The sequence below is a fragment of the Tsuneonella sp. HG094 genome (assembly GCF_053819285.1).
Map to the genome: position 1 here is coordinate 627641 of NZ_JBSORA010000001.1, position 16966 is coordinate 644606.

The 16966-nt window shown below is 66.5% G+C and carries 18 protein-coding genes; 8 read left to right on the forward strand and 10 right to left on the reverse strand.

Features of this window, described 5'->3' with window-relative positions:
• Nucleotides 1-407: 407 nt before the first annotated feature.
• From ACWPMX_RS03060 to ACWPMX_RS03075, 4 genes are all read left to right on the forward strand, one after another.
• A complete protein-coding gene (locus ACWPMX_RS03060) occupies nt 408-1580 on the forward strand; it encodes an acetyl-CoA C-acetyltransferase (protein ID WP_455698578.1) in 1173 nt (390 codons plus the stop codon).
• 26 nt (nt 1581-1606) lie between these two features.
• Nucleotides 1607-2392 (forward strand): SDR family NAD(P)-dependent oxidoreductase, encoded by a 786-nt coding sequence (locus ACWPMX_RS03065; protein ID WP_455698579.1) that lies wholly within the window; start codon nt 1607-1609, stop codon nt 2390-2392.
• Nucleotides 2393-2429: 37 nt separating this feature from the next.
• On the forward strand, nt 2430-3305 hold the full coding sequence (locus ACWPMX_RS03070; RefSeq protein WP_455698580.1) for a crotonase/enoyl-CoA hydratase family protein: 876 nt from the start codon (nt 2430-2432) through the stop codon (nt 3303-3305).
• A gap of 291 nt (nt 3306-3596) precedes the next feature.
• A complete protein-coding gene (locus ACWPMX_RS03075; RefSeq protein WP_455698581.1) occupies nt 3597-4046 on the forward strand; it encodes a MarR family winged helix-turn-helix transcriptional regulator in 450 nt (149 codons plus the stop codon).
• A 3-nt stretch (nt 4047-4049) separates the two neighbouring features.
• Here the strand turns inward: ACWPMX_RS03075 and ACWPMX_RS03080 are convergent, their stop codons facing one another.
• The 7 genes from ACWPMX_RS03080 to ACWPMX_RS03110 all read right to left on the reverse strand — a co-directional run bounded on the left by ACWPMX_RS03080 (nt 4050) and on the right by ACWPMX_RS03110 (nt 11396).
• A complete protein-coding gene (locus tag ACWPMX_RS03080; protein WP_455698582.1) occupies nt 4050-5063 on the reverse strand; it encodes a type II secretion system F family protein in 1014 nt (337 codons plus the stop codon).
• A gap of 15 nt (nt 5064-5078) precedes the next feature.
• Entirely contained in the window at nt 5079-6050 is a 972-nt protein-coding gene (locus ACWPMX_RS03085; protein ID WP_455698583.1) for a type II secretion system F family protein, read from the reverse strand.
• 73 nt (nt 6051-6123) lie between these two features.
• The gene (locus ACWPMX_RS03090; protein WP_455698584.1) at nt 6124-7401 is read right to left on the reverse strand and encodes a pilus assembly protein CpaE; all 1278 of its coding nucleotides are present in this window, start codon (nt 7399-7401) and stop codon (nt 6124-6126) included.
• A 4-nt stretch (nt 7402-7405) separates the two neighbouring features.
• Nucleotides 7406-8050 (reverse strand): CpaD family pilus assembly protein, encoded by a 645-nt coding sequence (locus tag ACWPMX_RS03095; RefSeq protein ID WP_455698585.1) that lies wholly within the window; start codon nt 8048-8050, stop codon nt 7406-7408.
• A 14-nt stretch (nt 8051-8064) separates the two neighbouring features.
• Nucleotides 8065-9666, reverse strand: a complete 1602-nt coding sequence (locus tag ACWPMX_RS03100; RefSeq protein WP_455698586.1) for a type II and III secretion system protein family protein — start codon at nt 9664-9666, stop codon at nt 8065-8067.
• Nucleotides 9667-9731: 65 nt separating this feature from the next.
• Nucleotides 9732-10820 (reverse strand): Flp pilus assembly protein CpaB, encoded by a 1089-nt coding sequence (gene cpaB, locus ACWPMX_RS03105; protein ID WP_455698587.1) that lies wholly within the window; start codon nt 10818-10820, stop codon nt 9732-9734.
• 87 nt (nt 10821-10907) lie between these two features.
• A complete protein-coding gene (locus tag ACWPMX_RS03110) occupies nt 10908-11396 on the reverse strand; it encodes an A24 family peptidase (protein ID WP_455698588.1) in 489 nt (162 codons plus the stop codon).
• 146 nt (nt 11397-11542) lie between these two features.
• On the opposite strand from ACWPMX_RS03110, the gene ACWPMX_RS03115 reads away from it, so the two are divergent.
• Genes ACWPMX_RS03115 through ACWPMX_RS03125 form a run of 3 tightly spaced genes read left to right on the forward strand, consistent with a single transcriptional unit; the run spans nt 11543 to nt 13781 of the window.
• Nucleotides 11543-12448, forward strand: coding sequence for an alpha/beta hydrolase (locus ACWPMX_RS03115; RefSeq protein WP_455698589.1), 906 nt, complete (start codon nt 11543-11545; stop codon nt 12446-12448).
• Nucleotides 12445-13560 (forward strand): NAD(P)/FAD-dependent oxidoreductase, encoded by a 1116-nt coding sequence (locus ACWPMX_RS03120; protein WP_455698590.1) that lies wholly within the window; start codon nt 12445-12447, stop codon nt 13558-13560. The genes ACWPMX_RS03115 and ACWPMX_RS03120 overlap by 4 nt, the downstream gene beginning before the upstream one ends.
• 47 nt (nt 13561-13607) lie before the next feature.
• A complete protein-coding gene (locus tag ACWPMX_RS03125) occupies nt 13608-13781 on the forward strand; it encodes a YegP family protein (protein ID WP_455698591.1) in 174 nt (57 codons plus the stop codon).
• A gap of 14 nt (nt 13782-13795) precedes the next feature.
• On the opposite strand, the gene rnhA is transcribed toward ACWPMX_RS03125, so the two are convergent.
• The 3 genes from rnhA to ispH are packed head-to-tail and all read right to left on the reverse strand — an operon-like array spanning nt 13796 to nt 16189.
• Nucleotides 13796-14239, reverse strand: coding sequence for a ribonuclease HI (gene rnhA / locus ACWPMX_RS03130; protein ID WP_455698592.1), 444 nt, complete (start codon nt 14237-14239; stop codon nt 13796-13798).
• Entirely contained in the window at nt 14236-15210 is a 975-nt protein-coding gene (gene thrB / locus ACWPMX_RS03135; RefSeq protein ID WP_455698593.1) for a homoserine kinase, read from the reverse strand. The genes rnhA and thrB overlap by 4 nt, the downstream gene beginning before the upstream one ends.
• 4 nt (nt 15211-15214) lie before the next feature.
• The gene (gene ispH / locus ACWPMX_RS03140) at nt 15215-16189 is read right to left on the reverse strand and encodes a 4-hydroxy-3-methylbut-2-enyl diphosphate reductase (protein WP_455698594.1); all 975 of its coding nucleotides are present in this window, start codon (nt 16187-16189) and stop codon (nt 15215-15217) included.
• A gap of 75 nt (nt 16190-16264) precedes the next feature.
• On the opposite strand from ispH, the gene ACWPMX_RS03145 reads away from it, so the two are divergent.
• Nucleotides 16265-16915 carry a hypothetical protein gene (locus tag ACWPMX_RS03145; protein WP_455698595.1) on the forward strand — a complete coding sequence of 217 codons (651 nt, stop codon included), beginning with the start codon at nt 16265-16267 and terminating at the stop codon, nt 16913-16915.
• Nucleotides 16916-16966 lie beyond the last annotated feature (51 nt).

The following is a 16966-nucleotide window of genomic DNA, read 5'->3' on the forward strand; positions in this document are numbered from 1 at the left end:
CTGCGACAAAGCCGCCTGTGTCAGCCCCACTCAGGAAATCGCCGCCCTTCTCCGGACGCACGATTCCTCATATGGATTGCGGCGCTTTGCTCCCAGGAAGGGGCGCAGCGCAAAGCCAATCGACCGGAATGCAACAAATAGCGCGAGCGCTGTTGCGCCTTAGGCACAGCTTTGAGCGGCATTGAAAGAGCGTTTCTGAAACCCCGTCGATCGCGTAATATAATTACTCTCGACTTCGCGTTATGTGCGGCCCGTTTTGGGGGCCAATGGTTGAAATCCAAACCTCTTGCTAATTGGAATTCGGCGAAAGACGCCAAGGCGGTTTCGACATTCCTTGACCGCCGCACGGCGCAACCTTACGTCCACGTCAATCGCAGTCGGTCCTTTTGTCCCCTGGGAGTCAAGTCATGCCCACCGCCTATATCGTCGACGCAGTCCGTACAGCCGGAGGTCGTCGCGGGAGCCGTCTCGCAGGCGTCCATCCGGTCGACCTTGCCGCACGGACCCTCGATGCACTGGTCGAGCGCACGGGGATCGACCCGGCACGGGTCGATGACGTGATCATGGGCTGCGTCACGCAGGCCGGCCAGCAGGCGATGCAGGTCGGCCGCATGGCCGTGCTCGCTTCGCAGAAGCTGCCGCAGTCGTGCCCTGCGGTGACGATCGACCGCCAGTGCGGATCCTCCCAACAGGCGATCCAGTTCGCGGCCCAGGCGGTGATGAGCGGCACGCAGGACGCGGTGATTGCTGCGGGCATCGAAAGCATGACGCGGGTGCCGATGGGCACCAACCTGACGCTCCACATGAAAGAGGGGCTGGGCCACTACAAATCAGCCAGGCTGGAGGAGAAATTCCCCGGCGTCATGTTCTCGCAATTTGCCGGCGCGCAGATGATCGCCGACAGGTGGGACATGACCAAGGACGCGATCGATCGTTTCGCGCTCGGCAGCCACCAGAAGGCGATTGCGGCGACCGAGGCAGGGGCCTTCGCGCGCGAGATCGTGCCGATCATGGTCGACACCCCTGAAGGGCCGGTCGAGCATACGATCGACGAGGGCATTCGCTTCGATGCCACGCTGGAGAGCATCGCCGGGGTCAAGCTGCTGCAGGAGGGCGGTTCGATCACCGCCGCCAGCGCCAGCCAGATCTGCGACGGATCGAGCGCTGCGCTGATCGTCTCGGAAGCCGCGCTCAAGGAGCTCGGCCTGACCCCGCGTGCCCGGATCCATACGCTCACCGTCACGGCGGGCGACCCCGTGGTCATGCTCGAGGAACCGCTGTTCGCCACCGACCGCGCACTCGCACGTGCCGGACTCAAGATCGGCGACATAGATCTCTACGAAGTGAACGAGGCGTTCGCTCCGGTGCCGATGGCGTGGCTGGCGCATACCGGTGCCGACCCCGAGCGCCTTAATGTCAACGGCGGGGCGATCGCCCTCGGCCACCCGCTCGGCGCGAGCGGGACCAAGCTGATGGCGACTTTGCTCAACGCACTTCATGCACGCGGCGGCAAATATGGCCTGCAGACCATGTGCGAAGGCGGCGGCGTCGCCAACGTGACGATTATCGAGGCGGTCTGACCGCCCACGCAACGAGAGGACGATCCATGAAAGTCGACAGCAACATTGCCGCGGTGGTGACCGGCGGCGCATCCGGTCTGGGCGCGGCAACCGCCCGCGCGCTCGCCGCCAAGGGCGCCAAGGTCGCCATCTTCGATCTTCAGGAGGAGAAGGGCAAGGCGCTCGCGACCGAGATCGGCGGTGTGTTCTGCGAAGTGAATGTGACCAGCGACGAAAGCGTGGACGCCGGGTTCGCCACGGCGCGCGCGGCGCACGGGCAGGAGCGCATCCTCGTGAACTGTGCCGGTATCGGCAACGCTTTGAAGACCGTCAGCCGCAGCAAGGAAGACGGCGCGATCCGCCACTTCCCGCTCGATGCGTTCAATTTCGTCATCCAGGTTAATCTGGTTGGCACGTTCCGCTGCATCGCCAAGTCGGCGGCGGGGATGATGACGCTCGATCCGCTCGACGATATGGGTGAACGCGGCGCGATCGTGAACACCGCCAGCGTCGCGGCCGAGGACGGCCAGATCGGGCAGGCGGCATACTCGGCGTCGAAGGGCGGGGTGGTCGGCATGACGCTGCCGATCGCGCGCGATCTGATGAACGAAGGTATCCGCGTGAACACGATCCTTCCGGGCATCTTCGAGACTCCGCTGCTGATGGGTCTTCCCGAGCCGGCGCGAATTTCGCTCGGACAGCAGGTCCCGTTTCCCAAGCGGCTAGGGATGCCGACCGAATACGCCCAGCTCGCGATGACGATGATCGAGTGCGGTTATTTCAACGGCGAGGACGTCCGCCTCGACGGCGCGATCCGCATGGCGCCGCGTTGATCCAGGACTCCCCAACGAGTTCCGCAGGGAGCGTCAGGTGACGGTTTACACCCAGATCAAACTCGGGATCGACGAAGGCATCGCGACGATCACCCTCGACCGGCCCGAGAAGATGAACGCCTTCACGCTGACGATGATGGCGGAGATCATCGGCGCACTCGATCGCGCCGATGCCGATGACGGTGTGAGGGCGGTGATCGTGACCGGCAGCGGGGAACGTGCGTTCTGCGCTGGGGCGGACCTCACGCCCGAAGGTTCGAGCGGCAACGTCTTCTCCAAGTCGGCTGAAGTCACCGACCTGTCTGACGAACAGGTGCGCGACGCCGGCGGCAGGCTGGTGCTGCGCCTGTTCAACGCGACCAAGCCGCTCATCGGCGCCTGCAACGGGGTGGCGGTCGGCGTTGGCGCAACCATGCAGCTGCCGTTCGACATTCGTCTCGCGAGCGACAACGCGCGCTTCGGCTTCGTGTTCGCGCGACGGGGGATTACACCCGAGGCGTGCTCGAGCTGGTTCCTGCCGCGCGCGGTGGGCATGCAGACGGCGCTGGAGTGGTGCATGACCGGGCGTATATTCGATGCGCGCGAGGCGCTCGATCGCGGGCTGGTCCGTTCGGTCCACCCGCAGGCGGAACTGATGGACGCCGCCCGCGCGATCGCGCGCGAGATCGCCGACAACACCTCTGCCGTGTCGGTCGCCATGACCCGCGCGATGCTCTGGCGTTTGTCACCCACCGACCATCCGATGATGGCCCACCGGGTGGACAGCCGGGCGATCTACCGCCTTGGACGCAGCGCCGATTCCGCGGAAGGCGTCCGCTCGTTCCTCGAGAAGCGCCCCCCCATCTATCCCGACTCCGTGAGCGCGGACATGCCCGACTTCTATCCATGGTGGGATGAGCCGGCCTACGAATGAGCCGCCGGCGCATCCGGGTCATCGGTGAGACGAACCTCTACCTAGGCCTGACGCTCGCCGACGCGCAGGAGTGGCGATGGCACCGCTGACTCGGCTCCTGTCGACGGAACGCGCAGGTCCCGGCCGACACCGCGGTCGACTTCACCTTCGCCACCGCGCCCTCGGTGCGCGAAACGCACTTGGTGGCGCTGCTCGACGCCGTAGCCGGACGATCGTGCGGAAAGCGCGAGTAGGCGCGGATACAGGCGGTGTTGCTTGCAGCGCAGACGGTTTCCGTAGAAACCTGTTGGCATGGAAAACCAGACGCGTCTCGCCGACTTCCTGCCCTACCTGCTGTCGATCACGTCGAACGCCGTATCGAGTCGGGTTGCGGAAGCCTATCGTGCCCGCTTCGGGCTGCGGATCGCCGAGTGGCGGGTAATGGCGGTGCTCGGCGATGCCGGAGCGCTGACCCAGCGCCAGCTCGCCGGGGCGACGCTGATGGACAAGGTCGCGGTCAATCGCGCGTGCAAGGAACTGGAGGATCGCGGCCTCGCCGCGCGGACCGCGAACGCGCGCGACGGACGCTCCCACCACCTCGACCTGACTGACGAGGGCCGGGCGATGCATGCGCGGATCATGCCGCTCGCTCTGGGCATGGAAGCCGCGATGTTCGAAGGGTTCTCGTCAGAGGAACGGGACACCTTTCGCCGGCTGCTTGCGCGGGTGCGCGAAGCGGCCGGCGAATTCGATCCCGAATAGTCGTTACTTCTTGCCCGGTGTTCCGCCGGCGAAGGCATCGCCGATCGAGCAGGCCGCCGGGCCGAGAATGACGATGAACAGTGTCGGCAGGATGAAGAGAATCAGCGGGACGGTCATGATCGCGGGCAGGCGCGCGGCCTTTTCCTCGGCGCGCATCATGCGCTCGTTGCGGAATTCGGCCGACAGCACGCGCAGCGCCGAAGCAAGCGGAGTACCGTAGCGCTCGGTCTGGACCATCGTCGTCACCACGCCCTTCACGCTGTCGAGATTGACGCGGTAGGCCAGGTTGTCGAACGCCATCTTGCGTTCGGTTAGGAACGACAGTTCGATCGCGGTCAAGGCGAATTCGTCGCCCAGCTCGGGATAGGCGCGGCCCAGTTCCTTGGCGACGCGGTTGAACGCGGCGTCCACGGTCAGGCCGGCTTCGGCGCAGATGACCAGCAGGTCGAGCGCATCGGGCAGGCCCTTGCGGACGAGGTCGGTGCGCTTGGTCGCCTTGTTCTTGAGATAAAGTTCCGGAAACTTGTAGCCGAGGCCGACGGCGGCGGTGAGGCCCATCAGCTTCTTCATGCTGCCCCATTCGGGCAGGACGTTGAGGACGTAGAGCAGCAGGAACGCGACCAGTCCCAAGACAATCGGCGCGATCATCCGCGCGCCGATGACGTAGACCGCGAGTTCCTTGTTGCGATACCCGGCCCAGGCCAGCTTCTGCTGGATCGTCTCGATCTGGCTCTGCTGGAGAACCTTCATGTTCGCCAGCGTTTCCTTGACCCTGTCGGTGCCCTCGGAGCGGCGGACGAGGCTTGTACGCTTTCGCGCGTTGGCCTTGACGATGCCGGCCTTGAGCTCCTCGCGGCGGGCGGTCAGCGCCTTCACGCGCTTGGCCATCGGGTCCTTGACGGTGACGGCGGCGTAGATCGCCATCATCACCGCGAAGGCAGCCACGGCGGCAAGCAGCGTGCCGACGAGGATGACGTCGAAGCCGAGAAGTTGGGGTCCGGGTCCGGTATTGGTCATGGCTGGTGCTACCCGTTAGATTTCGAAGCTGACCATCTTGGCCATGATGAACACGCCGATGCCCATCCACACCATCCCGCCGAGACCGGCGACGATCAGGCGATCGTCGGCGAAGAAGCCGGACAGATAGGTCGGATTGATCCACCAGATCATGAAGAAGACGATGAAGGGCAGCGAGCCGACGATATAGGCCGACGCCTTGGATTCGGAGCTCATCGCGCGGATTTTGAGCTTCATCTGGCCCCGCTTGCGCAGCACGTCGGCAAGATTCGACAGCGTTTCCGCCAAGTTGCCACCGGTTTCCCGCTGGATCGCGAGCGTGATGCAGAAGAAGTTGAATTCGGGAATGCCGAGGCGATCGGCGGTCACCTGCAGCGCTTCTTCCATCGTTCGGCCGACCTTGATGCGGTCGGTGATGGCCTTGAACTCCTGGCCCACCGGGCCTTCGATCTCGCTCGATACGATGCCGAGCGTCTCCGTGACGGGCAGACCCGAGCGCAGGCCGCGCACGAGGAGCTCGATCGCGTCCGCGAACTTGGCGTTGAACGTATTGGTCCGCTTCTTGACGAAGTAGTTGACCGCCAGGTGCGGAATGCCGGCGCCCGCGAAGGTACCGAACGCCAGGCTGAGCAGCGCGGAACCACTGCGCAGGTACATCGCCAGCATGACGACGACCGCGATGCCGAGCGAGGCATAGAAGTAGTTGGTCACCGTCCAGCCCTTGCCGGTGCGATCGAGCCGCATCGCCAGAGCCTCGATCCGCGAGCCCGAGCCGGCGACCTTGAACGCTTTCGGCTTGCGCGCGGCGATCGCCTTCTTGAGCTGCGATTCGACCTTGGTATCGGTGCTTTCGGAGTGGCGATAGCGCACGGCCTGAAGGCGGCGGTTCGCTTCCTTGGCGACCGACGGGCCCGACAGTGCGGAATATCCGAGGACCAAGATGGCCATCAGCCCGCCGGCGAACATCAATAGCTGGACAATGCTCATCGGACTGGTCCGTCCCCTTCTGGTTTACTTCGTCCGGCGTCCCCGCGCGACCGGAGCCGCGCGGCGGACGTCGTCAGGCCTCGACGCGGCCGGGCGTCTTGGACTTCTTGGCGAGCAGCGACTTGAAGTCGAAGCTGCCGAGTAGCGACTTCTTCTCGGCGCCGTTGTCGGTGGAATCCTCGTCCGAGGCACCGATCACCCGCTCGGCGAGCTGGCGGATCGCCGCGCTGGCCTTGCTGGTGCGGTTGGCATCGGCAAAGGTTTGGCCGAGCTTCGCCGCGTTGGCGGCCGCCTTGAGATCGTAGGGGACGGTGAAGTCGATCGAGCGTTCGATCGAAGCCTCGAAGTCCGCCTTGCTGATCTCCGCGACGCCGGTCTGGACCTTGTTGGCGACGATCACCGGTTGTGCATGGCTCGCGTTGGTCTTGAGCCAGCTCAGGATGCGGATCGTGTCCCGCGCACTGGCGAGCGTCATCTCGCAGGCGAGCACGACGACGTTCACGTCGGCGAGCAGGTGCGGGAAGTTGATCAGCATGTTCCGCGGCAGGTCGATCACCGTCATCTCGAACGCGTGACGGAATTCTTCCTCGAGCTGAACGAAGGCGCTGCCGTCGGTCATCAGCGGGGAGTTGATCGGCGCTTCGGCCGACAGGATCGCCAGGTTGTCGTTCGCACGGATCATTGCGCGTTCGATGAACAGGCCATCGATGCGGCTCGGGTTGTCGATCGCGTCGGTCAGGCCGCGGCCCGGCTCGAGATCGAGCGCGAGCGCGCCGGTCCCGAAGTGCACGTCGAGGTCGAGCAGCGCGGTCGGCAGCTTGTGGTCGGCCGAAAACATCCACGCCAGCGAAGTGGCGAGGGTGGAGGCGCCCACGCCGCCGCGCGTGCCGACGACTGCGGTCGAGATGTGGCGCTTGACCGCATCCGGATCATTCGATTTCGGCGCTGAGAACACCGCCTGGGCGTTCGTCAGCGAATCGCGCAGTTGGCTCGCCGAGAGCGGCTTAAGCAGGTAGTCGTGGATGCCGCTCGCGATGAGGTCGCGATAGAGGCGCACGTCGTTGACCTGGCCGATCGCGACCACGACCGTGCCGGGTTCGCAGACCTCGGCCAAGGCATTGATGTCGTTCAGCGGATCGCCGCTTTCCGACAGATCGACCATCAGGATGTTCGGGCTTGCCGACACCGACAGCGACTGCACGGCATTGCGCAGGCCGCCCTTGGCGCATTTCTCGGGCTGCCAGCCCATCTCGATGACCACCGGGCGGAGCGTGTCGAGCGCGGTCTCGTCGCAGATGAAGGCGGCGAACGGATCGCGGCCGCCGGGGCCGGGCTTCCAGGGTGCGTTCATGATCTTACTTCCCTCCGCCAGTGCTTACGGACTTGAGCTCGCCGGTGCCGGTCGGGGCCTTTTCACGGTATGTCTCGATGGCCTTGACCGAGCTCATGATGACCGTTTCGCCAGTTCCCTTTTGACCGTTGATGAGGTCTTCCGGGTTGGCGACCATCGCGGCGAGATTGCCGTTGATGGCGCAGCCGTATCCGGGCGAGGTGGCGTTTGCCAAGTTCACGTCGGACTTGCGATCCCAGTTCGGGCAGTTCGGAACCGACGCGGTCGAGCGGGTGATCACCACACGGGCGGTGCCCGGCTGGAGCTGGCCCTGGGTTACCGGCGCACCATCGGCGACCAGGATTCCGTGGCGTGCGGCAACGGCGGCAACGGCAGCCTTGGTCGCGCCGCTGGCCACCGGATCGTCGATCGAGACGCGATCGCCGTAGCGCAGGTTCATCGTGTCGAACCAGTCCGACAGGCGCTGCTGCTCGGGAACCGACAGGCCTTCGTAGCTGGTCGCGAGGTCGAGCGTGTAGCTCGTCCGCTCGACCACCGGCTGGCGAGCACTGTACAGGCTGGTGTTGCTCCATTCCGGTCCGCTGCATGCGCTGACCGAAAGCCCGGCGGCGAGGGCGAGAGCGCCCGCTATATGGCGATTGATCTTCATCACTCTCACCTTCCTCACTGGATGCTGAAGCCGGGCGCCGCGGCGCCGGTGTCGTTCTTGGCTGCGCGGCGCTTCTTGCGACGCTTGCTGTCGTCTGCGCCGACCGCGGCGGGCAGCATGGCGTCGGGCAGGGCCTGCGAGATCCCGGGGGTCGCCGGCACCGGGCCTTCGACCGCGGTCGGGCCGGGGCGGGTTCCGCCGGTCACACCGGCGTTGTCCTGCATCCCGAACAGGCGGGCTGCTTCGTTCGGGGCGTTGAACCCGTCGGTCGGCAGCTTGATGTCGCGCTCGTTGACCGGGTTGACCAGGTACGGAGTGACCACGATCACCAACTCGGTCTCGCCCTTGCGGTACGAGGTCGATCGGAACATCGCGCCCAGGATCGGCACGTCGCCGAGGCCGGGGGTTTTGTCGATCGAGTTCTGCGAGTTGTTGCTCATCAGGCCGGCGATCATGAAGCTCTGGCCGGAACCCAGCTCGATCGTCGTCTCTGCACGGCGTGTCGTCAAAGCCGGGATCTGGAACCCGTTGATGACAACCGCGCCCTGGCTCGAGATTTCCGACACTTCCGGGCGGACCCGCATCGAGATGCGGCCATTGGCAAGGACCGTCGGCGTGTAGGCGAGGCTGACGCCATATTTCTTGTATTCGATCGACGTCGACCCGAGTCCTTGGCTGATCGGGATCGGGAACTCGCCGCCGGCAAGGAAGTCGGCGGTTTCACCCGAAAGCGCGGTCAGGTTGGGCTGCGACAGTGTCGTGACGAGTCCCACACGCTCAGCCAGGTCGAGCGCGCTGCCGATATCAAGGCCGAACAGTCGCCCGAAACCGGCGAGGGTCGACCCGCTCGCCTTCTGATCGACGATATTGTAGCCGTCACCTTCATAGTTCGGACCGACAGCAAGCGGACCCATCGGAATACGCAGTCCGGTGTTCGGATCGATACCCGACGGGACGGTTTGCTTGAACGGTGCACGCCCTTGAGCCAGACCGAACTTGAAGCCGCCGGAGCTGTCCACCGTCGTAAGGTTCACGCCGATTTCCCGCACAAGCGAGCGGCTCACCTCAGCGAAGCGCACCTGCAGGTTGACTTGCAGCGGCGTGGCGGTCTTGAGGCGGGTGATCACGTTGACGCCTTCGCCCACGAATGCCTGGACCAGGCGCTCGGCTTCGGCGGCATCTTCGGGTGCCGCGACCGTGCCGGTCAGCAGGAAGGTGTTGGTGCCGATCGTCGACACGGCGACTTTCGCCTCGGGCATGGCCAGCGCCAGCATCTGGTCGACGCTGTCGATGTTCGAACCCACGCGGACATTGGCCGACCAGATCACCGCGCCCGCCTTGTTGCTGGCATAGACGGTGGTCACGCCGCCCGACTTGCCGAACAGGTAGAGCTGGTTCTCCGATTTGATCTGCACGTCTGCGACGCTGTCGTTGGCGACGAACACATCGGCCATGTTGCCGGGTATGTTGATCAACTCACCGCGACCGATCGACAGGTTGATGTCTCGGGTCGGCGAGACGACCGACTGGGCTGCGGCGGGCAGGACGGGAAGTCCGGCCAGCGGACCGGCGGCGAGGCCGGCGAGCAGCAGTGTAGTGGTGAAGCGGCGTTTCATGGTCGTGCCCCTCGAATGGCTCGGTTTCATGCCGTGTTTGCGGATCGTTGCGGTGACAGCGCTCATTACGGCACCATCATGGCGGGCGTGGTGACCGAGAGAACCTGCCCGGCGTTACCGACGCCGTTGGCGGTGCTCTCGACGACCTGGCCGCCGCGCGAGATGGTGACGGTGGAGCTCGACTTGCCGCGAGTCACGGTGACCTGCGAGCGAGGCGGAGCGTAGGCCCGCGGCGGGGCGCCCGGTCCACCCGACGGAGCGGCGGCAACCGGTCCGGCGCCCGCGGCCGGCATCGTGCGGCGCTGGAAGCGCGAGACGTCGCCGCCCGTCTGGTAGGTCGTGCCGCTGTCGTTCGGGCGGTTGAGCGCTTCGCGCAGCAGCTTCTCTTCCTGGGCCGGCGACGCGCCGTCCGGGATCTTGACGTCGCCCTGGGCGATCGCACGCTCGAGTTCCGACTGGCTGTCGGCAATCGAGCGGAGCGAGAGGCTCAGCGTGCCGATCGTCTGGGCCACGGCCACCTTTTCGGCGATCTTCGGCGTCACTTCGAGCGTCACCGTCTTGAAGGTGCGCACGACGGTCTTGCCGTTGACGGTTTCCTGCGTGGTCGACTGGTCGGTCGCGAGGACGCGAAGGTTACGCAGGATGGTTTCCGACGCCTTCAGGCCTTCGCCTTCCTGCGCCTTGACCGTCTGGGTCAGCACGAGGTCGACTCGGTCGCCCGGGAAGATGAAGCCGCCGACGCCGGTCTTGGCCGACACGGGCACGGTCACGGCGCGCATGCCGGGGCCGAGGGCGGCGGCGAGGAACCCGCGGTCGCCCGGCTTGACCAGCGAACCCTGGGTCACCGGCTCACCTGCAGTGACCGGAAAGCGAACCACGGTGCCGAGCAGTTTCGACACGTCCGATTCGCCGTCGATGAAGTAGGCGTCCTTGACCAGCTCCTTGGGCCACGGCTGGAAGCCGATGGCATCCGCGGTGATGATCGTGCCGGTCGGCAGCACACGCTGGGCGACGAGGACCTTGGGCCCCTTCGGCACGGCTGCGGCCTCGGCCTTGGGGGCCGAAGCCCCGGCGAACATGCTCCGCGCCATCATGGCGGTCACGATGGCGACGACGAGTGCGCCCACCAGCAGCAGCAGCTTCTTCCTGTCCATGGCTCTAAAGCCCCCTCAATGCGCTCGCCCGATCCCACGGGCGGGTATGGTTGCCGTGGTTAAGCGGCGAACGGTTAAAATCAGGTATCAAACGGCGAACGTCCCTTGCGCCGCTGGTAGATAGTGCACTCCCAGCACCCACAGCCCAGCCGCCGCGATGGCGACGCCATAGGGAATCGCGACCCGATCGCGCTGCCGCCGGGCGATGTGCCAGGCACCCATCACAAGGGTCAGCACCCCTCCGACGAGCGCCATCACGATCAGCAGCTTGAGAAACCAGGTCGGCTCGATCCACAGCGCCAGCGCGGTCAGCAGCTTGACGTCGCCGCCGCCCATCCAGCGCAGCGCGAACAGCGCGGCGAACACCACGAAGGCGCCGAACCCGACCGCGAACTGCAGCGCCACTCCAGGCCACAGGTCGAGCCCGCTGGCCCACCAGTACAGCGGAGCGGCAAGCGCGATCCCGCCATTGAGCCAGTTGTCGATCTGGCGCCGCCGCCAGTCCGTGACCGCGGCCACGACCAGCGCGATTGCAAGGGCCACGAGCAGCCCGTAGTGCAGATAGTCGCCCAGCATTGGTGAAAGCCCCCCACGGTCCCCTTGCCGTCGGTGCTAGTCGCCAGTGCTTACCAAATAGTAACCACGACCGGAGTTTCGCCATTAGCCACGCGCCGGAAGCCGACGGAAGCCCTGCCGGCCGCCGCGCGATCCCCGGGGGCGCGGTGGAAGGCGCGTGGACCGCAGGCGATGGCCACGCGATCCGCCGGATCGATCTTCCGGCACCTGCGAACGGCGCACATGGTTCACTGCTGTTCGTCCCCGGGCGCGGCGACTTCTACGAGAAGTACCTCGAGGCATTTGCGCACTGGCAGCGGCGCGGAATGCGGGTCACGGCGGTCGACCTGCGGGGGCAGGGCGGCTCGGGACGCCTCGGCGGCGATGCGGTTACCGGGCACATCGGAGATTTCGCGCAGTGGATCGACGATATCGAGGCACTGTGGACCGAATGGGCAGTGTCATCCGCTGCTCCGCGCGTCCTTGCTGGACATTCGATGGGCGCCCACGTCGCCTTGCGCGCGGTCGCCGAAGGGCGGATCTCGCCCGATGCCCTCGTCTTGGTCGCGCCCATGCTGGGCCTGCGCGGCAAGGTGCCACCCGCGATCATGCAGGCTGCGGCGCGCGCAATGATGGCGCTGGGCGATCCGCGCAGGCCCGCGTGGAAATGGAGCGAGAAGCCCGGCGAGCCGCCTGCGTCGCGGCGCCACCTGCTGACGCATGATGCCGACCGCTACGACGACGAACTCTGGTGGCGGCGCGAGCGCCCCGAAGTCACCATGGGGCCGGGCAGCTGGAAATGGCTCGAGCGGGCCTATGCCTCGATGCGCCTGCTCTCCGCGCCGGGTGTCCTCGAGCGCGTCGACATTCCCGTGCTGATACTGGCAACGACCGCGGACCGGCTGGTATCGTACGATGCGATCGCCGCTGCCGCCCGCCGCCTGCCGAACGCGCGGCTCGTGACGTTCGGCGACGAGGCGCACCACGAAATCCTCCGCGAGGCGGACGCCGCGCGCCTCCGGGCGTTCGGCGAGATCGACCGCTTCCTCGAAGACGTGCGTGCTGGCCGATGAGCGAGCGGTGCGACATCGCGATCGTCGGCGCGGGCATCGCCGGAGCGAGCATCGCTGCCGAACTGTCAGCGCTCGGCGCGGGGCGCGTCGTGGTTGTCGAGGCCGAGGATCGCCCGGGATATCACACCACCGGGCGCTCGGCGGCGTTCTGGGAGGAATGCTACGGCGGGCCGAAGGTGGTGCCGCTCACGCTCGCATCGGGTCCGTGGCTGCGCGAGCGCGGGTTTCTCAGCCCGCGCGGTGCGCTCTACGTGGGGCGCGGCGAACACGAAGGCGATCTCGATGTCTTCATGGAAACCTTTGCTGGCAGCGGCGTGCATATCGAGCGGCTCGGCCGTGCCGCGCTGGCGGACCGCTTGCCGGGCGTCCGCCAGGGCTACACCGGCGCGGTGTGGGAACCGGCATGCGCCGATATCGATGTTGCTGCGCTCCACCAGCACTACCTGACCGCAGCGAAGCGCAAGGGGGTCGAACTGTGGACCCGCTGGCCGGTTGCCTCGGCCCACCGCGAGGGTGCCGGATGGGCGATCGGCAGCGAGCAGGGCGAGGTCTTGCACGCCGACGTCCTGGTAAACGCGGCCGGGGCCTGGGCGGATACGTTCGCCGAGCTGGCGGGAGCCCTTGCGCTCGGCATCCAGCCGCTGCGTCGCACGGTCGCCCAGTTGCGGACCGATCCGGCGCCGCCGGTCGACCTGCCGCTGGTGCTCGACATCGCGGGCCGGTTCTACTTCAAGCCCGAGAGCGGCCGCCTGTGGCTGAGCCCGCACGACGAGGAACCGTCCCCGCCGTGTGATGCAGCGCCCGAGGAACTCGCCGTGGCCGAGGCGATCGACCGCTTCGAACAGGTCGTCGACTGGCGCGTGTGCGCGGTCGAACGCAAGTGGGCGGGCCTGCGCAGTTTCGCGCCCGACCGGTTGCCGGTCTATGGCTTCGATCCGCGTATCGAGGGCCTGTTCTGGTTCGCCGGGCAGGGCGGGTTCGGGATCCAGACCGCTCCCGCCGCCGCGCGTCTCGCTGCCCAGTTGCTGCTCGATCGTCCGCGCGACGCGATGACCGAACGGCTCGACGCAAGCCTGTATGACGCCGGTCGGTTCGACTCGACACGAGGCTGACAAAAGTTAGTCTGCCCGCTCCTTCAATGCGGATGGGAGCAGATGCGATGGCGCACCACTTCAAGATCAAGCAGAACAAGGCCGGCGAATACGTCGCCTACTTCATGTACAATTCCGAAGCGATCTTCTGGACCGAGGGCTACAAGTCCAAGGCCAGCGCCAAGAACGCGATCGAATCGATCCAGAAGAACGGTCCGGGCGCCGAGACCGTCGAAGAGTAATCAGGCGGCAAGCTTCAAGCGGCTTTGGCGACGCGCTCCGCTTCGATCACGGCGAGTGCGTCGGCCCGCTCGTTCTCGGGGTGGCCGTCGTGGCCCTTGACCCAGATCCATTCGACTGTGTGCGGCTTGGCGGCGGCGATCAATTCGTGCCACAGATCGGCGTTGCGGACGGGCTGCTTGCTGGCGTTTTTCCAGCCGTTGCGCTGCCAGCCGTGGACCCACTTGGTGATCCCGTCGAGCACGTACTTGCTGTCGGAATGGAGCCGGATGTCGCACGGCTCGATCAGCGCTTCGAGCGCCTTGATCGCGGCTGTCAGTTCCATCCGGTTGTTGGTTGTATCGGGCTCGCCGCCCGACAGTTCCTTCTCGTGCCGACCCATGCGCAGCAACGCGCCCCAGCCACCGGGGCCGGGATTGCCCTTGCAGGCCCCGTCGGTAAAAATGTCGACTTTCTTCATGATCCGAACGCGCTCTGACCCGCACCGACATAGAATTGCAAGCGGCGCATGAACGCCATCGGGTCCTTGCGTGTCACCAGCGCGTCGGGCGGAGTGTTGATCCAGTCCTCCGCGCGGCTGACGACGAAGCGCAGGCAGGCTCCTTGCGCGAGCGTGGGAAGGGCGTTGCGCTCGTCCGATGACAACGGCCGGACCGATTCGTAGCCCGCTGCCAGCGCCGTCCCGACCGCTTCGTTGAAGCGGTGGCCCGCGCCATCGAAGCTCCACGCCGCGTGGGTGACGGCAAGGTCGTAGGCCATCGCGTCTTCGCAGGCGAAATAGAAGTCGATCATCGCGCTCACTTCGGAGCCGCGCATCAGCACGTTGTCCGGGAACAGATCGGTGTGGCAGATCGCCTGCGGCAGGCCCTTCGGCCAGCTTTCACGCAAGCCTGCCGCGACGGCGATCGCTTCGGGGAGGGCAGGATCGATCCCGGCCAGCGGCCCGGCCCCGCATTTGGCCAGTGCTGCCGCCGTGTGGGCGATGCCGAGTGCGTTGGCACGGCGGCCGGCAAAATCCCTGCTCGCAAGGTGGACACCCGCCAGCGCCGCGCCGACCGCGCGCGCCTGCGACGGCGTGGGGCGGTCGACCGATACTCCCGGAAGGAACTCGATCAGGGCGACGGCTTTGCCATCGATCGTGCGGGAGGACGCGCCGCTGCGGTCGTGGATCGTGCGCGGAACCGCGCAGCCCATGGCCGACAGGTGATCGAGCAGGTCGAGGAAGAACGGCAGTTCGGTAATGTCGATGCGCCGCTCGTACATCGTGAGGATGTACCGGCCGCCGCCGCCATTCGAGCCGGTCGTCTCGATCAGCCAGTTCGAGTTCGAGACACCCTCGGCGATGCCCTTGGCGGATACCAGCTCGCCCACGTCGTATTCGGCGATCAGGGCGGAGAGGTCCTCGGCGGCGAGGTGGGTATAGACCGCCACGCGCTCAGCCGACGAGTTGGCGGGGCAGCTTGAAGACCATCTTTTCCTCGGCCGAGACCAGCGTGTGTTCCTCGATCTCGCGCCATTCGCCAAGCTTGCGGACGACTTCGCGCACGAGGCTTTCCGGGGCCGACGCGCCCGCGGTCAACCCGAGCGTACCGACTCCGTCGAGCCATTCGGGCTGGATCTCGGCCGCGCGCTGGATCAGCTTCGCGGTCGTCCCCATGCGTTCGGCCACCTCGACGAGGCGCAGCGAATTCGACGAGTTGGGGGCGCCGATCACCAGCACGAGGTCGCTGCCCGGCGCGATCGCCTTGACCGCCGCCTGCCGGTTGGACGTGGCGTAGCAGATGTCCTCGGCCTTGGGGCCCACGATGTGCGGAAACTTGGCGTGGAGCGCGGCGACGATATCGCGCGTGTCGTCGACCGACAGGGTGGTCTGCGTCAGGTACGACAGCGGCACGTCGCTGGCGACATCGAGCTTCGCGACATCGTCGATCGTCTCGACCAGCGTGATCGTGCCCTCGGGCACCTGGCCCATCGTGCCGATCACTTCCGGATGGCCCGCATGGCCGACGAAGACGATGTGCCGTCCCGCTTCGATCTGGCGCTCGGCCTGGCGGTGGACCTTGCTGACCAGCGGGCAGGTCGCATCGACCCACACCATCTCGCGGCGAGTCGCTTCGACCGGGATGGCCTTTGGCACGCCGTGGGCGGAGAAAACCACCGGGGCTCCATCGGGCACCTCGTCGAGTTCCTCGACGAAGATCGCGCCCTGCGCCTTGAGCGAATCCACGACGTACTTGTTGTGGACGATTTCGTGCCGGACATAGACCGGCGCGCCGTAGCGTTCGATCGCCCGCTCGACGATCTCGATCGCGCGGTCGACCCCGGCGCAGAATCCGCGCGGGGCGGCGATCAGCAGCGTGAGGCGCGGCTTGCCGGCGGGCTCGGGACGATCCTGAAAGGGGGCGTTCATATCCCGCCCCCTAGCGCTTCGCTGCGCGCGCCGCTAGGGCGGCGGCTCAACGACCTATTCGGGACCGAACCTGCCATGACCACCCGCCTTCGCCTTGCCGCCATGCTGATGATGGGAGCCGCATTGGCCGGGTGCAAGTCAGATGGCGAGCTGGTGGTCGATCAGGGCGTCGGCATCACCGCGGTCCGCACCGCCTGTCCGGCGGTGGGCGTGCCCGACTACACCGGCGACGTAACGACTTTCGCGCAAGGCGGCGACGCGAGCGCTGCGAACATCGACGTGACCGCCTCGATCACCAACGTGCGCACGACGTGCGACGATGGTTCGCCGCGTCTGTACACCAACGCCACGTTCGACGTGCTGGGACGCCGCACGGATACGCGCGGCGCCCGCACGGTGACCCTGCCGTACTATTCGGTCGTGCTGCGCGGCGGCACCCAGGTGGTGACCAAGCGAGTCGGCCAGGTGACGTTGCAGTTCGCCGACGGGCAGGAGCGCGCGCAGGCCCGCGGACAGGCTGGCGCTTATGTCGACCGTGCCGAGGCGACGCTGCCCGCCGACATCCGCGAGCAGATCACCCGCCGCCGCAAGGCGGGCGACGAGGATGCCGCGCTCGATCCGCTGGCCGATCCGGCGGTCAAGGCGGCGGTCGCCCGCGCCACGTTCGAGCTGCTGATCGGTTTCCAGCTGACCGAAGCGCAGCTCGCCTACAACGCCACGCGCTGATTTTTGGCATGGCGCGAGGGGGCGCTCACCCTTGCGCTTTGGCCCGGATGG

Coding starts and splice junctions, on each gene's coding strand:
- ACWPMX_RS03060 (WP_455698578.1), top strand. CDS start 408: ATGCCCACCGCCTATATCGTCGACGCAGTCCGTACAGCCGGAGGTCGT.
- ACWPMX_RS03065 (WP_455698579.1), top strand. CDS start 1,607: ATGAAAGTCGACAGCAACATTGCCGCGGTGGTGACCGGCGGCGCATCC.
- ACWPMX_RS03075 (WP_455698581.1), top strand. CDS start 3,597: ATGGAAAACCAGACGCGTCTCGCCGACTTCCTGCCCTACCTGCTGTCG.
- ACWPMX_RS03080 (WP_455698582.1), bottom strand. CDS start 5,063: ATGACCAATACCGGACCCGGACCCCAACTTCTCGGCTTCGACGTCATC.
- ACWPMX_RS03085 (WP_455698583.1), bottom strand. CDS start 6,050: ATGAGCATTGTCCAGCTATTGATGTTCGCCGGCGGGCTGATGGCCATC.
- ACWPMX_RS03090 (WP_455698584.1), bottom strand. CDS start 7,401: ATGAACGCACCCTGGAAGCCCGGCCCCGGCGGCCGCGATCCGTTCGCC.
- ACWPMX_RS03095 (WP_455698585.1), bottom strand. CDS start 8,050: ATGAAGATCAATCGCCATATAGCGGGCGCTCTCGCCCTCGCCGCCGGG.
- ACWPMX_RS03100 (WP_455698586.1), bottom strand. CDS start 9,666: ATGAAACGCCGCTTCACCACTACACTGCTGCTCGCCGGCCTCGCCGCC.
- cpaB (WP_455698587.1), bottom strand. CDS start 10,820: ATGGACAGGAAGAAGCTGCTGCTGCTGGTGGGCGCACTCGTCGTCGCC.
- ACWPMX_RS03110 (WP_455698588.1), bottom strand. CDS start 11,396: ATGCTGGGCGACTATCTGCACTACGGGCTGCTCGTGGCCCTTGCAATC.
- ACWPMX_RS03120 (WP_455698590.1), top strand. CDS start 12,445: ATGAGCGAGCGGTGCGACATCGCGATCGTCGGCGCGGGCATCGCCGGA.
- ACWPMX_RS03125 (WP_455698591.1), top strand. CDS start 13,608: ATGGCGCACCACTTCAAGATCAAGCAGAACAAGGCCGGCGAATACGTC.
- rnhA (WP_455698592.1), bottom strand. CDS start 14,239: ATGAAGAAAGTCGACATTTTTACCGACGGGGCCTGCAAGGGCAATCCC.
- ispH (WP_455698594.1), bottom strand. CDS start 16,189: ATGAACGCCCCCTTTCAGGATCGTCCCGAGCCCGCCGGCAAGCCGCGC.
- ACWPMX_RS03145 (WP_455698595.1), top strand. CDS start 16,265: ATGACCACCCGCCTTCGCCTTGCCGCCATGCTGATGATGGGAGCCGCA.